The sequence below is a fragment of the Methylorubrum podarium genome (genome assembly GCF_040270385.1).
Taxonomy (GTDB): Bacteria; Pseudomonadota; Alphaproteobacteria; order Rhizobiales; family Beijerinckiaceae; genus Methylobacterium; species Methylobacterium podarium.
Map to the genome: position 1 here is coordinate 1 of NZ_JBELQE010000022.1, position 19,135 is coordinate 19,135.

General features: G+C 70.3%; 19 protein-coding genes. 10 read left to right on the forward strand and 9 right to left on the reverse strand.

Annotated elements, in window-relative coordinates; translation table 11 throughout:
• Positions 1-473: 473 nt before the first annotated feature.
• On the forward strand, positions 474-941 hold the full coding sequence (locus tag ABS772_RS02815) for a hypothetical protein (protein ID WP_096484048.1): 468 nt from the start codon (positions 474-476) through the stop codon (positions 939-941).
• Positions 942-1,053: 112 nt separating this feature from the next.
• Complete coding sequence (locus tag ABS772_RS02820) at positions 1,054-1,728, forward strand: ribonuclease T2 (RefSeq protein ID WP_350392015.1); 675 nt, start codon at positions 1,054-1,056, stop codon at positions 1,726-1,728.
• A 10-nt stretch (positions 1,729-1,738) separates the two neighbouring features.
• On the opposite strand, the gene ABS772_RS02825 is transcribed toward ABS772_RS02820, so the two are convergent.
• Complete coding sequence (locus ABS772_RS02825) at positions 1,739-2,920, reverse strand: glycosyltransferase family 61 protein (RefSeq protein ID WP_350392016.1); 1,182 nt, start codon at positions 2,918-2,920, stop codon at positions 1,739-1,741.
• An 83-nt stretch (positions 2,921-3,003) separates the two neighbouring features.
• On the opposite strand from ABS772_RS02825, the gene ABS772_RS02830 reads away from it, so the two are divergent.
• On the forward strand, positions 3,004-3,852 hold the full coding sequence (locus ABS772_RS02830) for a 23S rRNA (adenine(2030)-N(6))-methyltransferase RlmJ (protein ID WP_350392017.1): 849 nt from the start codon (positions 3,004-3,006) through the stop codon (positions 3,850-3,852).
• Positions 3,853-4,059: 207 nt separating this feature from the next.
• On the opposite strand, the gene ABS772_RS02835 is transcribed toward ABS772_RS02830, so the two are convergent.
• The 3 genes from ABS772_RS02835 to ABS772_RS02845 form a co-directional block, all read right to left on the reverse strand.
• Positions 4,060-4,329, reverse strand: coding sequence for a DUF6894 family protein (locus ABS772_RS02835; RefSeq protein ID WP_238255941.1), 270 nt, complete (start codon positions 4,327-4,329; stop codon positions 4,060-4,062).
• A gap of 44 nt (positions 4,330-4,373) precedes the next feature.
• Positions 4,374-4,613: a hypothetical protein gene (locus tag ABS772_RS02840; protein WP_350392020.1), complete on the reverse strand. Its 240-nt coding sequence runs from the start codon at positions 4,611-4,613 to the stop codon at positions 4,374-4,376.
• Between the two features lie 104 nt (positions 4,614-4,717).
• Positions 4,718-6,151 carry an FAD-linked oxidase C-terminal domain-containing protein gene (locus ABS772_RS02845; protein ID WP_350392022.1) on the reverse strand — a complete coding sequence of 478 codons (1,434 nt, stop codon included), beginning with the start codon at positions 6,149-6,151 and terminating at the stop codon, positions 4,718-4,720.
• 386 nt (positions 6,152-6,537) lie between these two features.
• Here ABS772_RS02845 and ABS772_RS02850 point away from each other — a divergent pair, with 386 nt between their 5' ends.
• Positions 6,538-6,900: a c-type cytochrome gene (locus ABS772_RS02850; protein WP_238258184.1), complete on the forward strand. Its 363-nt coding sequence runs from the start codon at positions 6,538-6,540 to the stop codon at positions 6,898-6,900.
• A gap of 94 nt (positions 6,901-6,994) precedes the next feature.
• Here ABS772_RS02850 and ABS772_RS02855 read toward each other — a convergent pair whose 3' ends face one another.
• Positions 6,995-7,480, reverse strand: a complete 486-nt coding sequence (locus ABS772_RS02855; protein WP_238258182.1) for a MarR family winged helix-turn-helix transcriptional regulator — start codon at positions 7,478-7,480, stop codon at positions 6,995-6,997.
• A 576-nt stretch (positions 7,481-8,056) separates the two neighbouring features.
• On the opposite strand from ABS772_RS02855, the gene ABS772_RS02860 reads away from it, so the two are divergent.
• Together ABS772_RS02860 and ABS772_RS02865 are read left to right on the forward strand one after the other, a co-directional pair.
• Positions 8,057-8,668: an RNA polymerase sigma factor gene (locus ABS772_RS02860; RefSeq protein ID WP_350392024.1), complete on the forward strand. Its 612-nt coding sequence runs from the start codon at positions 8,057-8,059 to the stop codon at positions 8,666-8,668.
• 475 nt (positions 8,669-9,143) lie between these two features.
• Entirely contained in the window at positions 9,144-10,700 is a 1,557-nt protein-coding gene (locus ABS772_RS02865) for a vWA domain-containing protein (protein WP_407942956.1), read from the forward strand.
• A gap of 58 nt (positions 10,701-10,758) precedes the next feature.
• On the opposite strand, the gene ABS772_RS02870 is transcribed toward ABS772_RS02865, so the two are convergent.
• From ABS772_RS02870 to ABS772_RS02880, 3 genes are read right to left on the reverse strand one after another with little or no spacing between them, the layout of a single operon-like run.
• Positions 10,759-11,367, reverse strand: coding sequence for a DUF1254 domain-containing protein (locus tag ABS772_RS02870; RefSeq protein WP_238254946.1), 609 nt, complete (start codon positions 11,365-11,367; stop codon positions 10,759-10,761).
• Positions 11,364-12,083 carry a DUF1214 domain-containing protein gene (locus tag ABS772_RS02875; RefSeq protein ID WP_350392026.1) on the reverse strand — a complete coding sequence of 240 codons (720 nt, stop codon included), beginning with the start codon at positions 12,081-12,083 and terminating at the stop codon, positions 11,364-11,366. Before ABS772_RS02875 ends, ABS772_RS02870 begins: the two co-directional genes overlap by 4 nt.
• 9 nt (positions 12,084-12,092) lie before the next feature.
• A complete protein-coding gene (locus ABS772_RS02880) occupies positions 12,093-14,387 on the reverse strand; it encodes a transglycosylase domain-containing protein (protein WP_238254944.1) in 2,295 nt (764 codons plus the stop codon).
• A 323-nt stretch (positions 14,388-14,710) separates the two neighbouring features.
• On the opposite strand from ABS772_RS02880, the gene ABS772_RS02885 reads away from it, so the two are divergent.
• Complete coding sequence (locus tag ABS772_RS02885) at positions 14,711-15,175, forward strand: YcgN family cysteine cluster protein (RefSeq protein WP_238254943.1); 465 nt, start codon at positions 14,711-14,713, stop codon at positions 15,173-15,175.
• A 10-nt stretch (positions 15,176-15,185) separates the two neighbouring features.
• On the opposite strand, the gene ABS772_RS02890 is transcribed toward ABS772_RS02885, so the two are convergent.
• Positions 15,186-15,839, reverse strand: coding sequence for a GNAT family N-acetyltransferase (locus ABS772_RS02890; protein WP_407942952.1), 654 nt, complete (start codon positions 15,837-15,839; stop codon positions 15,186-15,188).
• 306 nt (positions 15,840-16,145) lie between these two features.
• On the opposite strand from ABS772_RS02890, the gene ABS772_RS02895 reads away from it, so the two are divergent.
• The 3 genes from ABS772_RS02895 to ABS772_RS02905 are packed head-to-tail and all read left to right on the forward strand — an operon-like array spanning position 16,146 to position 18,951.
• Positions 16,146-16,697, forward strand: a complete 552-nt coding sequence (locus ABS772_RS02895) for a TadE/TadG family type IV pilus assembly protein (protein ID WP_350392033.1) — start codon at positions 16,146-16,148, stop codon at positions 16,695-16,697.
• Positions 16,697-17,533 (forward strand): TadE/TadG family type IV pilus assembly protein, encoded by an 837-nt coding sequence (locus ABS772_RS02900; protein WP_350392035.1) that lies wholly within the window; start codon positions 16,697-16,699, stop codon positions 17,531-17,533. The genes ABS772_RS02895 and ABS772_RS02900 overlap by 1 nt, the downstream gene beginning before the upstream one ends.
• Positions 17,518-18,951: a TadE/TadG family type IV pilus assembly protein gene (locus tag ABS772_RS02905; RefSeq protein ID WP_350392037.1), complete on the forward strand. Its 1,434-nt coding sequence runs from the start codon at positions 17,518-17,520 to the stop codon at positions 18,949-18,951. Before ABS772_RS02900 ends, ABS772_RS02905 begins: the two co-directional genes overlap by 16 nt.
• Positions 18,952-19,135 lie beyond the last annotated feature (184 nt).

Here is a 19,135-nt window from a genome sequence, read left to right on the forward strand (position 1 = left end):
CCCCCCCCGCCCCGCCCCCCCCCCCCCCCCCCCCGCCCCCCCCCCCCCCCCCCCGCCCCCCCCCCCCCCCCCCCCCCCCCCCCCCCCCCCCCCCCCCCCCCCCCGCCCCCCCCCCCCCCCCCCCCCCCCGCCCCCCCCCCCCCCCCCGCCCCCCCCGCCCCCCGCGCCCCCCCCCCCCCCCCCCCCCCCCCCGGGCCGCGCTCCCCGGTCCCGGCGCACGACGCCGCCTACGCGCCGCTGTCGCTGGCCGCGCCCCACGCCTCCGATCCCGCTCCGGACGAGCCGATCTACTGAGCCCTCCGGGGTGTGCCCGGCGCACCCCAGGCCCGGCCAAAAGCGGCGCCCACGCCCGGTCCAAGCTTGACTTGGAGCGAGCGCGGCGCATCGTCTCTCGCCATCCGGTGCCCGCCGCGCCAGGCCCTGCTCGGGCCGAGGTCGCGCCGCGGCACCCTCAACAGGCGGATCAGAGCGGCATGCGCCCGAACCTTCCCCTCGCCGTCCTGGCGCTCGGCCTCTTCACGGCCTCCTCCGTGCTGCCGGCGCTGGCCCGCTCCGGCCGCGAGGAGATCTCGCCGGCCGAGGAGCAGACCTTCCCCTACGACGCCGACATTCCCGGCTGCCAGGACACCGACGTCCTCGAGAAGGTCTCGACCCAGTTCGCCGAGAAGGAGGCGAAGTTCTGGAACTCGTCGCTGACGATCGTCTCCTACGAGCGGATCGAGCGCACCGCCTGGCGACCCTACGGCGTCGACTTCATCCCGCGCCGCTACTGCTCGGCGCTAGCCACGACCTCGGACGGGGTGCGGCGCAAGGTCGACTACTCCGTGCGCGAGAGCCTCGGCATCATCGGCTCGACCTGGGGCGTCGATTTCTGCGTCCACGGCCTCGACCGCAACAACGCCTACGCCTACGCCACCGCCTGCCGGATGGCCCGGCCCTGATCGGGCGCGGGGAAACGCGTGGCGCATTCCCGGCACAAGCTTGCCCGGCACAAGCTTGACTTGCAGGCCGGGCGCGGCATCGTCCGGTGGTGTCCCGACCCGAGTCTCCGCGATGCCCCGTCTCCGCCGTCTCGCTGCCCTGGCCCTCGGCCTGACTCTGGCCTCCGGCGCGCAGGCGCAGGATTTCGGAGGGTTCCGACGCGGCGGCGAGCCGGGCAGCTTCGACTTCTACGTCCTGTCGCTGTCCTGGTCGCCGACCTATTGCGACGGCGAGGGCGCACGCCGGGACCGCAACGGGCAATGCGCTCCGGGCCGCGGTCTCGGCTTCGTGGTGCACGGGCTCTGGCCGCAATACGAGCGCGGCTATCCCTCGAACTGCTCGGCGGTGGAGCGCCCGCTCACCCGCAACGCGGTGGAGGCCGCGGGCGAGGTTATCCCGAGCGAGGGGCTCGCCCGCCACGAGTGGCGCACCCACGGCACCTGCTCCGGCCTCGATCCGGTCGCCTATTTCAAGGCGGTGAAGGCAGCCCGCGAGGCGGTGACGATCCCCGACGCCTTCGTGAAGCCGCAGGGCGACCTGCGGGCCGCGCCGATCGAGATCGCGCGTCAGTTCGTGATGGCCAACAAGGGCCTGCGCCCGGACATGATGTCGGTGACCTGCCGCCGCGGGCAGTTGCAGGAGGTGCGGATCTGCTTCGCGAAGGATCTGCGCGGCTTCAACCCCTGCCCCGAGGTGGCGCGCCAGAACTGCCGGGCCGGCGAGGTGTCGGTCGACGCGGCGCGGTGAGGTGAGCGGGTCAGGCTCCGGCCCGGCCCGTCCAGCGTGACATCGTCCGCTCGAGGCGTCCCCGCAGGCGGAGGAGCCGCAGCCGTGCGGCCTGGCGACGCGTCCCCATCAGCCGGTCGAAGGCGAGCCCGAGGGTGAGGTCGGCGAGTTCGCAGGCCGAGGCGTTCAGATATTGATAGTGCTGCCCGCGGCCGGCCGCGAGGAGCAGGAACCAGGGCCGGAGCGTGCCGCCGCCGTCGAGGTCGAGGTTCAGTTCCAGCACCCGCAGGCGGGGCGAGCCGAAGACGATGTTGCTCAGGCCCGCGCCGTGGGCCGCCACCACGTGCGTCGCCCCGGCGAACAGCCGGATCTGACCGGCCATGTCGAGGGCTTCCAGGCGGACCTTCTCGAAGCCGTGCCGGGCGAGAAGGCGGTCGAGGCTGCGGACGGCATGTGGATCGAGGAGGCGCGTGTCGCGCACGCGCTCGATGAAGATGCGCCGCGGACCGCCCCGGCCCGGCGCGGGGGGCACGCTCCGGGCGAGGGTGTCGAAATAAGCGAGGGCCCCGTCGATCAGGTGGAGGGCGGCGGCCTGCCGGTGGTTCGGCCAGATGAGGTGGAGGTTGCGCGGGCGATAGAGACCGTCCGCGACGGGGCGGACGCGCGCGCCATCCGGGTCCAGGGCGAGACACTGGTCGAGCATCGCCGGCCGGCCATCCGCCGCCGGGGCCGCCCGGCGGGCCGGGATGACGACCACCGCCTCCGGCAGGTGCCGGCGGGCGAAGGGAAGCTTCGGCAGCGCCAGCGTGAGCAGGTGGTAGTGGTTGTCCCAGCCGCAATCGACGACCGTGACCCAGTCCTCCTCGATGTCGATCGCCTGCCGCAGCCGCTCCGCCGGGACGGTCGCGTCGCCGCGGGCGAACATCGCGGTCTCGGCCACCGGCCGCCCCTCGGCGGTGAGCGCGATCCCGTCGACGCCGGGGCCGAACCAGACGGTGCCGCGGGGGAGCGTGATCACGTCGAGCCTGGGCGGCAGGGTTGTGCCGCGATGCGGAACCTGCTTCAGGAGGGCGGTCGGGTCCTGGCCGTCGAAGGAGGGCCGGAGGACCCGCTCCGGGTCCGGCACCGGCCCGACGGCGATGGTCCGGCGGTCGGTCAGTTCGGTGACGCAGACGGGCGGCGCGGGACTCACCGGACCCGACCGGTCGCCCATCGTCCGACCCCTCGATACACGGAAGCTGCCACCATGGTCCGATCACGCCGAGACAACGATCGGACAGCGTCCCCGGCCGTCCGGTGAACTACCGCCACGCCTTCCACGCCGGCAATTTCGCGGACGTGCTCAAGCACCTCGTGCTCGTGCGCGTGCTAGCACACCTCGCCGCCAAGCCGAAGCCGTTCCGGGCCATCGACACCCATGCCGGCCTCGGCGTCTACGATCTCGAAGCGGAAGAGGCCGGGCGCACCGGGGAATGGCACGACGGCTTCGGCCGGCTCGACGCGCCGTTCGCGCCGGAGGTCGAGGCCCTGCTCGCCCCCTACCGGGCGGCGGTCGCCGCGGTGCGGGCGCGTCACGGCGCGACCACCTATCCCGGTTCGCCCGCCATCATCCGCGAATCCCTGCGCGCGGGCGACAAGGGCGTGTTCGTCGAGCTGCATCCGGCCGACGCGCAGACGCTGGCGCACCGCTACGCCAGCGATACCCGCACCAAGGTGATGCATCTCGACGGCTGGACGGCGCTCAACGCCCTGATCCCGCCGCCGGAGCGCCGCGGCCTCGTGCTGATCGATCCGCCCTACGAGGAGCGCGGCGAGATCGACCGGCTCGGCGCGAGCCTGCTGAAAGCCGCGCGGAAATGGCCAACCGGGATCTATCTCGGCTGGTACCCGATCAAGGACGTGTCCGGAGTCGACCGCATGGCGGCCGCGCTCGATGCGGGGCTGGAGCGGCCGGCGCTGCGCCTCGACCTGATGATCGAGCGGCCCGACGATCCCGCACGCCTCACCGGCACCGGCCTGGTCGTCATCAACCCGCCCTGGACGCTGGCGGCGGAGGCGGAGCTGTTCCTGCCGGCTCTGGCCGAGCGCCTGGCGCGCAACGGCTACGGCGCCTTCCGCTGCGAGCCGCTCGGGCGGGAGGAATGATACGGCTGCCGGTTCGTCGCTTCGGTCAGGGCACGGCCTGTCCCCTCCCCCTTGTGGGGAGGGGTTCGGGGTGGGGGTGGTGCAGGAGGCACCGCCGCGCTCGATCCGGCACCACCCCCACCTCCTGCCTCCTCCCCACAAGGGGGAGGAGAGGGTGCGATGCTCGAGGTGATCAACCGGAAACGGTGCGACAGGCCGCCCACCCGCTCAATGCAGCGTCCCCTCCCCCGGCTCGGATGGACCGTCGGACTCGGCGATCGCCTCGGCGAAGGGAAATTCCAGGACCACGTCCCCGGCCTCGTCGGTGACGACGAGGATCGCCGCGACGAGGCGGGGGTCGCTGCCCTCGTCTCCCAGACTGTCCCGGATCGTCGCCCGCGCCACCCGCCACGCCTGATCGGCATCGCGCAACTCCACCCCCTCCTCGTCGGTGAGCGTGTCGGCGGCGATGCGGGTGTGGAAGAAGTAGCGCGGCACGGGATATGCGGGGCTTACCTGGGTTGGACTGACTTGGGTCGAGCCTACTTGGGCTGGGACTGGCCCTGCTGCGGATCCTGCTGTCCGCCGGCCTTGTCCTTCTTGTTGGCCTCGTGGTGGCCGACGGCGCAGCCCGCGGCGGCGCCGGCCTTGCCGTGGCCGGCCATGCTGCCCGCCGCACCGCCGACGACGGCGCCCTTGAGGCAGCCCTTGGCCTCGGCCGGACCGGCGAGGGCCGCAACGCCGAGGGCGAGGACGGCCGCAGTCAGAATCGGATGCTTCATCGCGTGAGCCTCTCGTTGACGCATCGCCGCGGTCACTGTCGCTCCGCGCGATGCGATCGGGTGAGACGCCAACCGTGCGATGACGGCATCCGTTCCGCGGAGGCTCAGGCGGCCACCCGGCCCTCGAGCGGGAACACCTTGGCCGGGTTCATCAGCCAGGCCGGATCGAACACGTTGCGCACCCGCATCTGCTGTTCGAGATCCGCTTGCGCGTACTGGAAGCGCATCAGCTCGCGCTTCTCGATGCCGACGCCGTGTTCGCCGGTGAGGCAGCCGCCGACCTCGACGCAGAGCTTGAGGATCGCGTCGCCCGCGGCCTCCGCCTTCTGCAGCTCGCCGGGCTTGTTGATGTCGAACAGGATCAGCGGGTGCAGGTTGCCGTCGCCGGCATGGAACACGTTGGCGACGCGAAGCCCCTGTTCGGCGCAGATCGCCTCGATGCGCTCCAGCACGTGGCCGAGCTGGCCGGTGGGGATCGTGCCGTCCATGCAGATATAGTCGGAGATGCGGCCCGTGGCGCCGAAGGCGGACTTGCGGCCCTTCCAGATCGCGGCGGACTCGGCCTCCGACTTCGAGACGCGGATGCTGGTGGGGTTGAAGCGCGCGGCGATGGCCTCGATGCGGGCCAGCATGTCCTCGCATTCCTCGTCCGACCCCTCGACCTCGATGATCAGCATCGCCGCGGCGTCGCGCGGGTAGCCGGCCTTGGCGAAGTCGTCGGTGATGAGGATCGCCTCGCGGTCCATGTACTCGATGGCGACGGGGATGATGCCGGCGGCGATGATCGCCGCGGTGCAGGCGCCCGCATCCTCGACCGAGGAGAAGCCGACCAAGGCCGGGCGCGCGCCCTCCGCCGCCCGCAGGATGCGCACGGTGGCCTCGGTGACGATGCCGAGCTGCCCTTCCGAGCCGCAGATCAGGCCGAGCAGGTCGTAGCCGGGGGCATCGAGGTGCGCGCCGCCGATCTCGACCACGGTGCCGTCGTTGGTGACCAGCGTCACGCCCATCAGGTTGTTGGTCGTCACCCCGTATTTCAGGCAATGCGCCCCGCCGGAATTCATGGCGATGTTGCCGGCGATGGTGCAGGCGAGCTGGCTCGACGGATCGGGGGCGTAGAAGAAGCCCTCATGCGCCACGGCGCCCGAGATCGCGAGGTTGGTGATGCCGGCCTCGACCCGGGCCGTGCGGTTGGCGAAGTCGAGATCGAGGATGCGCGTCATCTTGCCCACCCCGAGGATGATCGCGTCCTCCTGGGCGATGGCGCCGCCCGCGAGCGACGTGCCGGCGCCGCGCGCCACCACGGGCACGCCGTTGGCGTGGCAGAAGGCCATCACCGCCGAGACCTCCTGCGTCGTGGAGGGCAGCACCACGGCGAGCGGCATCTTGCGGTAGGCGGTGAGGCCGTCGGTCTCGAACGCGCGGCGCTCGTCCTCCGTCGTCACCAGGGCCTCCGGCGCCACCAGCGCGGAAAGGCCCTCGATGATCGCCTCACGGCGGGCGACGACATCCGCGTTCGGCGCGGGGAAGGCGATCGACATGGCCGGCATCTCCTCCAGAAACTGGTTCTTGCGTCGTCGTTCGGACGCCCGCTCACGAGCCGCGCTCGAGCCGCGTTGTCGGGCCGGTCGCGGCAGAGGGTGCGCCCGCCGTCCGCCCATCCACAGGCGCCGATCGCGGCCTTCAGCCCCGCTTCAGCCGCCGCGTCTCAGGTTCGTCCGGACGACGTCGAGCGCGCATCCTAGCGGAAAGATTCCCGAGACGCACGGCGGTTCCCGCCGACCTATGCAGCCACCGAAAGGAGCATGAGCGCGTTCGTGAAGCGACCTCGGCTGGACGCGTGCCCGGCTTAGTCTATATCTGTTCTAAGGCAAAAAGCTCTGCCATAAGCAAAGCGGCTCCGGCCGTTCCAAGGAGGAAAAAAACGATGCGTCATCTCATCCTCGGCGCCGCCTTCGCGCTGCTCCTGCCCGTCGCCGCCCACGCCGAGGGCGATGCCGCCGCCGGCGAAAAGGCGTTCGCCCCCTGCAAGGCCTGCCACAACTTCGAGAAGAACGGCGTCGGCCCGACGCTCAAGGGCGTCGTCGGCGCGAAGGCCGGCGAGGGCGCGGATGGCTACGCCTTCTCCGATGCGATGAAGAAGTCCGGCATCACCTGGGACGAGGCCAACCTGAAGACCTGGCTCGCCGACCCGAAGAAGATGATCCCCGGCACCAAGATGGTCTTCCCCGGCATCAAGGATCCGAAGAAGGTCGACGACATCATCGCCTACCTCAAGACCAAGTCCTGAGCCGGTGCGGCTCCTTCGAGCCGCGTCCACGACAAACGGAAAGCCGCCCCTCGGGGCGGCTTTCTCGTTTTCGGCGTCCGATCACGGAGGCCCGTCAGGCGGGCACACTCGCCGCGCTCATCTCGGTGGTGCCGGCGCGGGCGTGAAGCTCGTCGCGCATCAGGGCGAGGCTGTCGAGCAGCGCGCGCCGCTCGTCGAGGGTCATCCCGGTCATGCCGCCCACCGTGTGGGGCAGGCAGTCCATCTTGCCCTTGAGACCCCGCCCCTTCTCGGTGAGGAAGATGCTGACCTGCCGCTCGTCCGGCCGGTCGCGGGCGCGCCGGACATGGCCCGAGGCCTCCAGGCGCTTGAGGAGCGGCGTGAGGGTGCCGGAATCGAGGAACAGCCGGCTGCCGATCTCCTTGACCGAAAGGCCCTCCTCCTCCCACAGCACCAGCAGCACGAGATATTGCGGGTAGGTCAACTCGTGGTGGGCCAGCAGGCTGCGATAGGCGCGACCGAAGGCGTGCGCCGCCGCGTAGACGGCGAAGCAGAGCTGGTTGTCCAAGGATTGCGGGTCATCGCGGCCCGTTTGACTCATGACACTCTTCCTCGGTGCGCGCTCGGCGCACTGGCGCTTCGAAGCCGCGGACGGGTCCGACACCGGCAGATATGGGGACGGCGAGCCGCCCTCGCGAATCGTTGGACCGCCCCGCGATCCGCCGACGCCTTCGGACAAGACCCCTGCACGGAAGGCAGCAGCCTCTCTCGGCTCTGTCATCTCCCGCGACAAACATCGTGGCCGACGGCAGCCGCGCGGTGAAATCCCTGCGACAGACCTAAGACCCGGACCCTAAAGAAAAATCGTCGTGGGTACAATCGAACCACGCGCATGGCTTTTGCAATCCTCCGCATGAAAGGCGCGCCCGCGGAGGCGAACCGAAAAAATTTTCCGCGGCTCCTCAAAGGATGGGACGCCGAGGCGCGTCAAAGAGGCGATCGGCACCGCGTGCTCGCGCAGACATCGGCGGCCCCGTTGCCTGTGACATGACTCGGCTCGGCTCGCGGGCGCTCGACGTGCCGCCGCTCCTGGCCGAGCTTGTTTTCGAGGGCCTCACGGCATGCGGCGTGCGACGGGAATGTGGCGTGGATCGTGGCCCCACGGGAACGACCGCCGATGAGGATACGGCCATCCGCGCGGTCCCCCGGCGACGCGGTCGCGTCGGGCGAGGCGACGCTCGAGCCCTCGGACACCCATCTGGTCGCCCTGGCGCAGGCCGGCGAGCGGGCTGCCTTCGAGCTCCTGCTGCGTCGGCATTATGACGCGATGCACCGCATCGCGTGGCGGATGACGGGGTCGCGCACGGACGCCGAGGATATCGTGCAGGAGGTCTGCTGCACACTCGCGGACCGCCTCGCCGGGTTCCGCGGCGAGTGCCGCGTCACCACGTGGCTGACCGGCATCGTCGTCAACGCCTGCCGCGACCAGTATCGCCGGGGGGCGACCCTGGCGCGGCTGAAAGCGGGTCTCGCCGTCCTGATGCGTGCGGCCGCGCCGGAAGAGACGGACCCCTATCGCCGGATCTGGCTCGAAAGTGCGCTCGGCCGGCTCGACCCGCGCCTGCGCGAGACGCTGGTTCTGGTGGCGGGCGAGGGGCTGACCCATGCCGAGGCCGGGCGCGCCCTCGGCATCGCGGAAGCGACGGTGTCCTGGCGCATCCACGAGGCGCGGCGCCGTCTCGCGGGGGAATTCGAGCGGAGCTTCGAGGGAGAGCGGCGCCATGGCTGAGCCCGAAACCGACCCGATCTTCGAGGGTGGATTGCCGCGCCTGCCCGCCGCCCCGCCGCCCGAGGCGGCCGCGCGCGAGCGGGCGCTGGCGGCGGCATTCGCGCGCTTCGACGACAGCCGCCAAGGATCGGCCGAGCCCGCGCGTCCAAGGAGGCATCGCAGCCTTCCGAGGATGTTCGCCATGCCCCGCCTCCGCACCGCCCTCGCCGCGACCGCCGTCATCGCGGTGGCGAGCCCCTTCGCGTGGCAACTCGCCCGCGAACGGCGTGAGGACGTCGGCACCGCGCCGCAGGCATCGCTCGCCTTGCCGGAAGCCCCCTCGCTCCCCTCCCGGCAACAGGCCCCGGCTCGATCCGATGCGGCGGAACCGGCGCGCGTCCCGCCGCCCGCGCCTGCGCCCATAACTCCGCCCGCGCCGATGCCGCCGTCCGGTGCCGGCTCCCGGAAAGCTCCCTCCGAACAGTCCTCCATAACGCTGAGTCAGGGGTTCCGCTTCTCGGCCTCCCGGTTCGATGGGCCCGAACGTGCCCCGTCTCCACCAATCCGCTCTCGCCTGTCGCCGGATGCGGCGTCGCAATCCGCGGAACCCGCCGGCCGGAACGTCTTTCCTCAAGCCCCTCAGTCCGGTTTCCGGACGGTGCGCGAGGCGCCGGTCTCGACCTTCGCGATCGACGTCGACACGGCCTCCTACGGCTTCGTGCGCGCCTCGCTCGCCCGCAACGTCCTGCCACCGGCGGATGCGGTGCGCCCCGAGGAGCTGATCAACTACTTCCCCTACGACTACCCCGTGCCGGCAAGCGCCGCCGAACCGTTCGCGGTGAGTGCCAGCGTCTTCCCGAGCCCCTGGGCGGAGGGCCGCCGCATCCTGCGGATCGGTGTGAAGGGCTACGCCCTGACGCCGGCCGCGCGCCCGAAAGCCAACCTCGTCTTCCTCGTCGACACGTCGGGCTCGATGGCGGCGCCGAACCGCCTGCCCCTCGTCAAGCAGTCGCTGGCGATGCTGCTGACGAGCCTGTCGGCGGACGACCGTGTCGCCATCGTCGCCTATGCCGGGCAGGCGGGAACGGTGCTGGAGCCGACCCCGGCGAGCGAGGGCGGAAAGATCCTCGCAGCCATCGAGGGGCTCGAGGCCGGCGGCGCGACGGCCGGCGGCGAGGGCCTGCGCCAGGCCTACGCGCTGGCCGCCCGCAATCGCGATCCCGCGGCGATCAACCGGGTGATGATCGCGAGCGACGGCGACTTCAACGTCGGCATCACCGACCGGACGGAGTTGAAGGGATTCGTCGAGCGGGAGCGGGAGAAGGGCATCTTCCTCTCCGTCCTCGGCTTCGGCACAGGCAACCTGAACGATGCGCTGATGCAGGCGCTGGCCCAGAACGGCAACGGCACCGCGGCCCACATCGACACCCTGAACGAGGCGCGCAAGGTGCTGGTGGAGGAAGCCTCCGCCACGCTCTTCCCCATCGCCAAGGACGTGAAGATCCAGGTCGAGTTCAATCCCGCCCGCGTCGCCGAGTACCGCCTGATCGGCTACGAGACCCGGGCGCTGGAACGGGCCGATTTCGAGAATGACCGGATCGATGCCGGCGAGGTCGGCTCGGGCCAGACGGCGACCGCCCTCTACGAGATCGTGCCCGTCGGCGGCCCGGCGACGATGCCGCCGCTGCGCTACGGCGCGGCTCCGGCCAAGGGAGCCGGTTCCGCCGCGCCGTCCGGAGAACTCGCCTTCGTGAAGATCCGCTACAAGCAACCCGCCGCGACCGAGAGCCGGCTGATCGAGGTTCCGGTGTCAGACGACGCCGAGCGGTCGCGTTTCGAGGAGGCGGACGCGGATGCGCGCTTCGCCACCGCGGTCGCGGGCTTCGCCGAGATCCTGCGCGGCGGGCGCTGGACCGGGCGGTTCACCCTCGATGACGTGCTGAGGCTCGCCTCCGCGGCCCGAGGCGACGACCCCTTCGGCTACCGCGCCGACTTCCTGCAACTGGTGCGCACGGCCAAAACGGCGCAGGCGCTCGCGGCGGCGAAACCCTGATCGGCGCGAGAGCATCATCGTTTCCCGAAAGCCGGCGGCCCCCTCTCGGGATGAAGCTCTAGCTCTTGCCGTTCCCCGCCTCGTCCCCGGTCGGCTCGGCCGGGCTGTCGATGGTGCAGGAGACCGCCTGCACGGCGGCGTCGGCCACGGCGCGCTCGCTCGGAAGGGCGGCGATGACCCGGACCACCGCGAACCCGCGCCGGGCCGGGGCGACGATGCGCACGTCGCGCGTCACCTCGCCGGCCACGTCGTTGGCCAGCGCCTCGTCGTACTGGGCGCGGGTCATCACCACGAGATCGAGGCCGCCGCGCACCGCTGCCTGATCGGTGACCGCGTAGAAGGCGCCCCGGCGGCTGTGCATCGAGACCGAGAGCATCAGCGAACCGGCCTGGGCCGAGACCCGCATCGGCCCGTCGTCGAGATCGTAGGAGCAGACGCCGACCGAGACCGCCGGATCGGGATTGGGCAGCCATTCCCCGCCCGCGGCGGGCGGACCGCCGGCGAGGCCGTGGATGCGCAGGGGATGGTCGAGGGTCTCGCTCGCCCGGGCGCGGGTGAAGGCGTCGCCCTCGGAGAAGCGCGGGATCGCCAGCACCGTGGCGATGTGGACGATGCCGGCGATGACGAGGCCGCAGGCGGTGGCGAGGAGGAAGGCGCTCCGGCTCATGAACCGCACCCCATCCGCTCGATCGCCGGCAGGCTGTCGCGGTCGAGCGAGCCGACGCTGGCGGCGACCGGCGTGTCGTAGAGGCGCAGCGCCAGCCGCACCGGACCGCTCGGCCGCGGCATCGGCAGCCAGTTGCCCGCCTGAACCTCGGGACTGAGCAGGATCGCGAAGCGGCCGTCGGTCTCGCGCAGGATCTCGGTGGAGGTGAAGCCCGTGCGCACCGGCTCCTGCCCCGGTGCGGGCGCGCCGCGTCCGGTCACGGTGATCGTCCAGGCGCGGGCCGGGGGCGTGACGCCCGCGAGGCGATAGGTGCAGGTGGCGTCCAGGGTCCGCCCGCTATCGTCGCTGGCCGCCGTCAGCAGCATGCCCTCGCCGACCGCGAGCGGAATGTCGCCGCGGCGGGCGTTGACGGCGCGGGCATAGGGGTCGGAGTCGAGCGAGCCCGCCCGCGGCCACGCGGTCCAGCTTCCGATCCCCGTCCCGCCGAACGGATAGCCGCCGCTGGTGGCGTAGTCGGCGCTGGCGAGGCCCAGGAGGCCGCCGAGGGTCAGCGCGTAGACGAACAGCCCGACCCGCGAGCTGCGCGAGGCGGCGCTGCGCGCGAGGCGGCGCAGGCGCGCGGCGGGATCCTTGCGCAAGTCCTCGCGCAAGTCCTGGCGCTGATCCCCGCGCCCCGGGGTTCCGGTCGCCGGGCCGACTCCACTCGACAGGGCCATGGATCGGCCTCAGGGCGTCCCGAAGCCGCCGGAGGGGCGGGCGCCCTCGGCGACGTCGACGGGTGCGAGGCCCGGTGTCCCCATCCGGTCGGGGGCGACGGCGCCGGACCGCGCCGGACCGGGCTTGCCGGGCTCGCTCTTGCCGGGCTCGCTTCGGGCGGAGCGGCTGGTCTCGACGTTGCGGAACAGGCCGTTCAGGCTCGACAGCACCTCGAAGGAGCGGCGCGAGAGCCGGCCGCTCGAACTGGCGGCCGCCGCCGCGCCGTCGGCCTGGGCCTGGGACACCTGCGGCGCGCCCTTGCGGTCGTTCAGGCCGGGCATCGGCTTCAGCTCGATGCCCTGGTGGGCGGGGGCCATGATCTCGTGCCACGTCATCGCGGGGAGCGAACCGCCGGTCATCTTGTTGGTCGGGCTGTGGTCGTCGTTGCCGTACCAGACGGCACCGACATAGTTGCCGGTGTACCCCACGAACCACGCATCGCGGTAGCCGTTGGTGGTGCCGGTCTTGCCCGCGACCTTCACGCCCTCGATCTGGGCCTTCCGCGCGGTGCCCTCCTCGACGACCTTGTTGAGCATGTAGTTCATGTCCGCGGTCACCTGGGACGAGAGCACCTGCACCGGCTTCTCGTCGGCGTGGCGGTAGATCACCTCGCCGCTGGAATTGCGCACCTCGGTGGCGACGTAGGGCTTGGCGACCTTTCCGCCATTGGCGAAGACCGCGAAGCCCGCCGCCTGGTCCATCACCGTCACCTCGGTGGCGCCGATCGGCAGGGACGGCGTGTCGGTGAGCGGGGTCGTCACGCCCATTGCCTTGGCGAGCTGGATGATCTTGGCCCGCCCGGCCTTGGCCGCGTTCCACTCGTGGGTGATGCCCATCCCCTTGCCGATGGCCGTGGTGATCTTGATCGGGATCGTGTTGACCGACTTCGCCACGGCGAGCCACATCGGCTGGCGGCCGGAATAGGAGCGGCCGTAGTTCTGCGGGCACCAGTTGCCGACGCAGACGGGCGAATCCACCACCGGCGTGTCAGGCTTGAACAGGCCGGAGGCCAGGGCCGCCGCGTAGACATAAGGCTTGAACGAGGAGCCCGGCTGGCGCAGCGCATCGGTGGCGCGGTTGAACTGGCTCTCGCCGTAATCGCCGCCGCCAACCATGGCACGCAGGGCGCCATCGGGATCGAGGATCACCACGCCCGCCTCGTCCACGTCGTACTGGTCGCCGTAGCGCCGCAGGGTGTTCTCCACCGCCTGGTCGGCGGAGCGCTGGATCGAGAGGTCGAGCGGCGTCTTCACCGTGAGCACGCGGTCGTTGCGGAGCTTGCCCGCATCCGCCAGCCGCTTCACCTCGTTGAAGGCCCAGTCGAGATAGTAGTCCGCGGTGATGTCCTTGGTGCGGGTCACCGGCGTGGCGGGGTTGCGCAGGGCCGTCTGGATCTGGCCCTCGGTGACGAAGCCGGCCTCGACCATGTTGTGCAGGACGTCCACCGCCCGGCTGCGGGCGGCGGGCAGGTTGACGTTGGGCGAGTACTTGGTCGGCGCCTTGAACAGGCCGGCGAGCATCGCGGCCTCCGCCAGGGTGATGTCCTGCAGCCGCTTGCCGAAATAGTAGTCCGCCGCCGCCACCGCGCCGAAGGTGCCGCCGCCCATGTAGGCGCGGTCGAGATAGAGCTTGAGGATCTGGTTCTTGGTCAGGTGCGTTTCGAGCCAGAAGGACAGGAACGCCTCGTTGATCTTGCGCTCCAGCGAGCGCTCGTTCGACAGGAACAGGTTCTTGGCGAGCTGCTGCGTCAGGGTCGAGCCGCCCTGCATGCCGCCCTTGCCGGACGAGTTCGAGACCAGCGCGCGGGCGGTGCCGATCGGGTCGATGCCCCAGTGCTCGTAGAAGCGCCGGTCCTCGGTCGAGAGCAGCGCCTTGATCATCAGCTCGGGGAAGTCGTCGAACTTCAGCGAGTCGTCGTGCTTGATCCCGCGGCGCCCGACCTCGGTGCCGTAGCGGTCGAGGAAGGTGACGGCGAGATCCTGGGCCTTGAGCCAGTTGTCGCTGGTGAGGTTGAAGGCGGGCTGCGCCAGGAACAGCAGCACCAGGGCGCCGGCCGTGCCGATGGTGACGCCCTCGCTGGTGAGGTCGAGGGCGTACCGCTTCCAGCCGCGGACGGAGAAGACCTGCATCCGCGCCTGGAAGCGCTCGTAGGCTTCCGTCGTGGAATGGCCGCCCTCGTAGAGGCTCGCGTTGACCCAGGCGTCGAAGGCCAGGGCCGCGCGGCTGATCCGCGTCGTCAGCGTCTTGAGGCTGGGCAGGCGCAAGGCGGATTCCGGTTTCTCTCGACGTGGGCCGGGTCGGCGCGGAGCGGGGCTCTCGGACGACGATTTCCCGATACGTCCCGATACGTTCTGTATCAGGACACAGGCCGGCCCGCGAGCTTTCGCTTCCGTTAAGGAACGCGAAGCGCGGGCCAGCGCCCCTTCGGCGCCCCGTCAACCGTACGTTAACCTTAAGACGATCCTGCCTGCGGAATCCGGCCGTCGGATGGCGGATCGCCCGGCCATGCTTGCTCCCGGCGGCGGCATGCGGCAGGAGGGGCGCCCTGTCCCGAAACAAGACGATCAAGGCGAGCGAGGCGCCAGAGATGGCCGAGCGCAGCGATGGGCCGTTCTGGCGCGTGAAGAGCCTCGAGGCGATGAGCCCGGCGGAGTGGGAGAGCCTGTGCGACGGCTGCGGACGCTGCTGCCTGCTCAAGCTCGAGGACGACGACACCGGCGAGATCCACCACACCGATGTCGGCTGCACGCTGCTCGACACCCATGCCTGCCGCTGCCGCGACTACCGCAACCGCGCCAAGCGCGTGCCGGACTGCGTGCGCCTGACCCCGGAGGCGGTGCGCACGATCCCCTGGCTGCCGCCGACCTGCGCCTACCGCCTCGTGCGCGAGGGCCGCGACCTGCCGGCGTGGCACCCGCTGAAGACCGGCCGCCGGGCGAGCGTCCACGAAGCGGGGATCTCGGTGCGCGGACGCGTCGCCGGGAACGAGGAAGAGTTCTCCGACGACGAGCTGATCGAGCGCATCGTGGGCTGGCCGGGCGAGGCCGCCTGAGACCAGGGGCTCAGGCGGCGCGCGGCCGGGGTGGAGATCGCAGCAGGGACAGGGGCAGAGCCGCCACGGCGAGATGGAGGTCGAGGGCCGTCTCGACCCCCTCGCGCCACAGCGAGAGCGGCGTCGCCGGGGCGAGGCGGATCGTCCCCTCGCTCTCGCCCCCGTCGAGGCGCATCCCGGCGCCGAACCCCGAGACCAGCCGTCGCATCGCGACGTTGTGGGGCAGGCAGCGCAGGCAAAGCTCGGCGAGGCCGCGGTTGCGGGCGGCCTCGGCGAGGCGCCGCAGCAGCATCGAGCCGAGGCCCGCCCGCCGAAATCCCTGCTCGACCGTGAGCGCGACCTCCGCGCGCCGCGCCCCGGACGGTCCGAGGCCGAGCGGGCGCAACTCGCCGAGAGCCCGCAGGGTGTCGCCCACGAAGATGCCAACGACCATCCCGGACATCACCGTCGCCCGCTCCGCATAGGCGGCCGCCGCCCGGTCCCCGACGGCGGCCATGAACCGGCTCGCACGGGTCTCAGGGTCGAGGCGGAGGAAGAAGGCCCGTACCGCCGGCCCGTCGCTCGGCCAGAGGCGGCGCAGGCTCGTCGCGCCGTGTCGCGTGCCGACGGATCGGCGCGGAGAAGGACCGGCGGGGACGACCGGGACGGAGCTGGAGAGGGACATCGGGGAGGCGACGGATTCTCGTTCGGATACTTGCACGGACTCGTGCGGCGTGCCGGATCGGCGGTCGGCCGCGCTGCCCCCTCCCGGCGCGGTCCGGTGGGATCTGGTACGCCTTAGCTCATACCGCAATGCAACAAAGCGCCCGATTTCCGCTCGCGACCGCATGGCTGGTCTGCCGGGGCCGATCGCCTCGTCGCGCGGCCGGCGTCACCCGGTGCGGGATCGTTTCCCCTTGGCGGAACCAAAGTCCCGGATTTCTAACATCATGTTATCTTTTATTTAAATCCTGGACGATAGACTGTCCGCATGCGGCAAGAATCGAACTATATTCGGAACGATGAGGGCTCGGCAGCAGTCGAATTCGCCCTGGTCGGCAGCGCTTTCATTGCCACGTTGTTTTTCATCATGGCCACTGCATTGGTCTTGTATATCAATCAGGTGATCGACAATGCGACTGTTCGGGCGTCGCGTCAGATCCTGACGGGCGGCCTGCAGTCGCAATCCACGGCGGCGACGCTGGCGAGCTTCAAGCAGAGCGTCTGCGGGAACCTGCCTGCCGCCTTCTCCTGCAACGACATTGTCGTCAACCTCTACGTCGTACCGAAGGCGGTCCAGCCCGGCGGCTACTACTCCTTCGTCAGTTCCGACATGAACGGCGTCATCGTCTCCAACCTGGCGACCGGGACCGGCGTGCTCAATCTGGGGGCCCGGGGCGACTACCAGTACCTGCAGGTCGTCTATCCGATCACCTTCCTCCCCACCCCGATCGCCTCCTGGCTGAGCGGCGGAGCGACCTACAAGGGCAAGCCGGCCTATCTCGCGGTCTCGGCCGCAGCCTTTCGCAACGAGCAGTACTGATGGCGGCCCGGCCCATCCTCACGCCTTTGCCGGCGGCGCAGCCCGATCCGGCCGCGGAGGGCAGCCCGGCCCGTCCGGGCGCGGCGCGGCTTCAAGTTGTTCGCGCCTTTCTCGGGACGCGGGTGGAAGGCTTCCGCGCAGCGGAGGGCGCCATGGCCGCCGTCGAGTTCGCGCTGATCCTCCCCACCCTGCTGCTGATCATGTTCGCCAGCATCCAGATCGTCGCCTACATCGACGCGACCCGTAAGGTCGAACTGGTCGCCCACTCGATCAGCCAGATGGTCTCGCAGGCCGTGCCGCCGAAGAACACGACCGTCGCACTGGTCAACGCGACCGACGTGCATTTCAGCTACGACTCGACGCTGGTCCTGTTTCCCTACGCCATGAAGGATGCCAAGCGACGCGGCGTGGCATGGTGGCAGACCATCTCGATCAACTACGCCGCCATCCAGTTCACCGCGAAGAACGCGACGTGCCAGAGCAACACGAACACCAGCAGTGACCTGAGCGCCTGCTACGACGCCAATGTCGTCTGGACCAGCACGGGCACCCATCAGCCGGCCAGCGGCGACAATTACCGGCCCTGCGACACGGCGCAATTGCCCGCCAACGACAACGCACCGCCGACCCGAACCACGCTGCCACGCTCCGCCTTCGGGCCCGGATCTCTCGTGGCGATCGACGTGGTGTTCGAGTTCGAGCCGACCTTCGGCTCCGGCTTCGTTCCCCCGGTGCGGATCGCACGATCGGCCTACGTGCAGCCTCGCTACGCCTCGCTGGTGAGCTACGACACGACCAACAACGACGGGATCGCGAACAAATGTACCGGCTATTGACCCGCACGGGCCGGCTCAAAGACCGGACGAAGGCGCTGGCCGCCGATCATGGCGGCAGCATCAACGTCATGTTCGCCCTCGCGCTGCTCCCGACGCTGGGCATCGTCGGCCTCGGGGTCGATTACGGCATGGCGATCACCAGCAAGACGCGGCTCGACAACGCGGCGGATGCCGCGGCGCTCGCGGGCGTCGTGACCGCCAAGGACTACATCGCCGCCAACGCGAAGCAGAGCGACGTGGTGACGGCCGGACTCACGGCGGGCCGCAACCAAGCCACCAAGGCCTTCAACATCAATGCCGGCAGCGTCTCGTTCGCGACGGTCAATCTGTCGCCGCCGGATGTGACGCGGTCCGGGCAGACGCTCACCGCGACGATCAGCTACACGGCATCGATTCCGAGCATCTTCGGAAAGCTTTTCGGAGTCTCGACGACGTCCCTCAGCAATACGGTCACCGCCTCGGCCGACCTCGCGAGTTATCTCGACTTCTACCTGATGGTCGACGTGTCGGGTTCCATGGGCCTGCCGACGACGGATGCGGATGCGGAGAAGCTTGCGAACAAGAACATCGAAGACGAGGGGAAGTGCCAGTTCGCGTGCCACTTCCCGAACAGGAAGGGCTGGAACGCGGCGGCGGGAAAGATCCAGCTGCGGTCCGATGCGGTGAACAACGCCGTCTGCGAACTCCTCAAGCGAGCCTCGACACCGGTCGTCCCGAACCAGTACCGCATCGGCATCTACCCGTTCATCAACCGGCTGGCGACACTGGTCACCCTCAGCGACACCAGCGCATCCCTGGCCTCGCTCAAGACGGCCGCCGATTGCGACAAGACTTGGCCCTTGGCCTTCACCAACCTGCTCGATACCGGCAGCACGCAGCTCTACTCCAACAACGATCCGACCACCGGCACGGGTAGCGGCGGCACCCATTTTGAGACGGCCATGCCGCAGATGAAATCGACCATCAAGACCTTTGGCAACGGTTCCAGCACGACGAACTCGAGACCGTTCGTGTTCCTCATCACCGACGGCATGCAGAACAGCCAGACCTACTCCTCGTGGAAGGACAAGAAGACGTACCCCGGCAATCCGTCGAAGTTCTCGGGCTACCGCTACGCCGATTGGGATGGTTCGCAGCCCGCCCAGATCGATCCGGCCAAGTGCACAGAGCTGAAGAATGCCGGAGCGACCATCTCGATCCTCTATATCCCGTACAAGACCGTGAAGAGCTACACCAACACCAGCTACATCGTCTGGGAGAACGATCGCGTCAACGGATTCAGCCCGACGCTCGCCGACCCCCTCCGGCAATGCGCGACCTCCGGATTCTTCTACACGGCCAACACGCAGGCCGACATCACCGCCTCGCTCGGCGCGATGTTCGATCAGGCGCTGAGAGTGGCGCGCATCACCCGGTAAGTCGTCTCGATCATCGAAGCGACGATCGCGCTGCGGAGCATCACACCGGCCGCGGCGGAGCTTCGGATCGGTGCGGATGTTTGCGGGGTTGACCCGTGCCGGCTTGATCGCCGTGCCGCGGCGCGGCAGAGCGGGCGGGCCACACCCCCGTCTCCGCCGGCTCGCTCGGCGAACGAGGCGCCTC

What these genes read in the sequence shown, in the direction of transcription:
- ABS772_RS02815 (WP_096484048.1), top strand. Translation starts at nt 474, where the DNA reads ATGCGCCCGAACCTTCCCCTCGCCGTCCTGGCGCTCGGCCTCTTCACG.
- ABS772_RS02820 (WP_350392015.1), top strand. Translation starts at nt 1,054, where the DNA reads ATGCCCCGTCTCCGCCGTCTCGCTGCCCTGGCCCTCGGCCTGACTCTG.
- ABS772_RS02825 (WP_350392016.1), bottom strand. Translation starts at nt 2,920, where the DNA reads ATGGGCGACCGGTCGGGTCCGGTGAGTCCCGCGCCGCCCGTCTGCGTC.
- ABS772_RS02840 (WP_350392020.1), bottom strand. Translation starts at nt 4,613, where the DNA reads ATGAAGCATCCGATTCTGACTGCGGCCGTCCTCGCCCTCGGCGTTGCG.
- ABS772_RS02845 (WP_350392022.1), bottom strand. Translation starts at nt 6,151, where the DNA reads ATGTCGATCGCCTTCCCCGCGCCGAACGCGGATGTCGTCGCCCGCCGT.
- ABS772_RS02850 (WP_238258184.1), top strand. Translation starts at nt 6,538, where the DNA reads ATGCGTCATCTCATCCTCGGCGCCGCCTTCGCGCTGCTCCTGCCCGTC.
- ABS772_RS02855 (WP_238258182.1), bottom strand. Translation starts at nt 7,480, where the DNA reads ATGAGTCAAACGGGCCGCGATGACCCGCAATCCTTGGACAACCAGCTC.
- ABS772_RS02860 (WP_350392024.1), top strand. Translation starts at nt 8,057, where the DNA reads ATGAGGATACGGCCATCCGCGCGGTCCCCCGGCGACGCGGTCGCGTCG.
- ABS772_RS02870 (WP_238254946.1), bottom strand. Translation starts at nt 11,367, where the DNA reads ATGAGCCGGAGCGCCTTCCTCCTCGCCACCGCCTGCGGCCTCGTCATC.
- ABS772_RS02875 (WP_350392026.1), bottom strand. Translation starts at nt 12,083, where the DNA reads ATGGCCCTGTCGAGTGGAGTCGGCCCGGCGACCGGAACCCCGGGGCGC.
- ABS772_RS02885 (WP_238254943.1), top strand. Translation starts at nt 14,711, where the DNA reads ATGGCCGAGCGCAGCGATGGGCCGTTCTGGCGCGTGAAGAGCCTCGAG.
- ABS772_RS02890 (WP_407942952.1), bottom strand. Translation starts at nt 15,839, where the DNA reads ATGTCCCTCTCCAGCTCCGTCCCGGTCGTCCCCGCCGGTCCTTCTCCG.
- ABS772_RS02895 (WP_350392033.1), top strand. Translation starts at nt 16,146, where the DNA reads ATGCGGCAAGAATCGAACTATATTCGGAACGATGAGGGCTCGGCAGCA.
- ABS772_RS02900 (WP_350392035.1), top strand. Translation starts at nt 16,697, where the DNA reads ATGGCGGCCCGGCCCATCCTCACGCCTTTGCCGGCGGCGCAGCCCGAT.
- ABS772_RS02905 (WP_350392037.1), top strand. Translation starts at nt 17,518, where the DNA reads ATGTACCGGCTATTGACCCGCACGGGCCGGCTCAAAGACCGGACGAAG.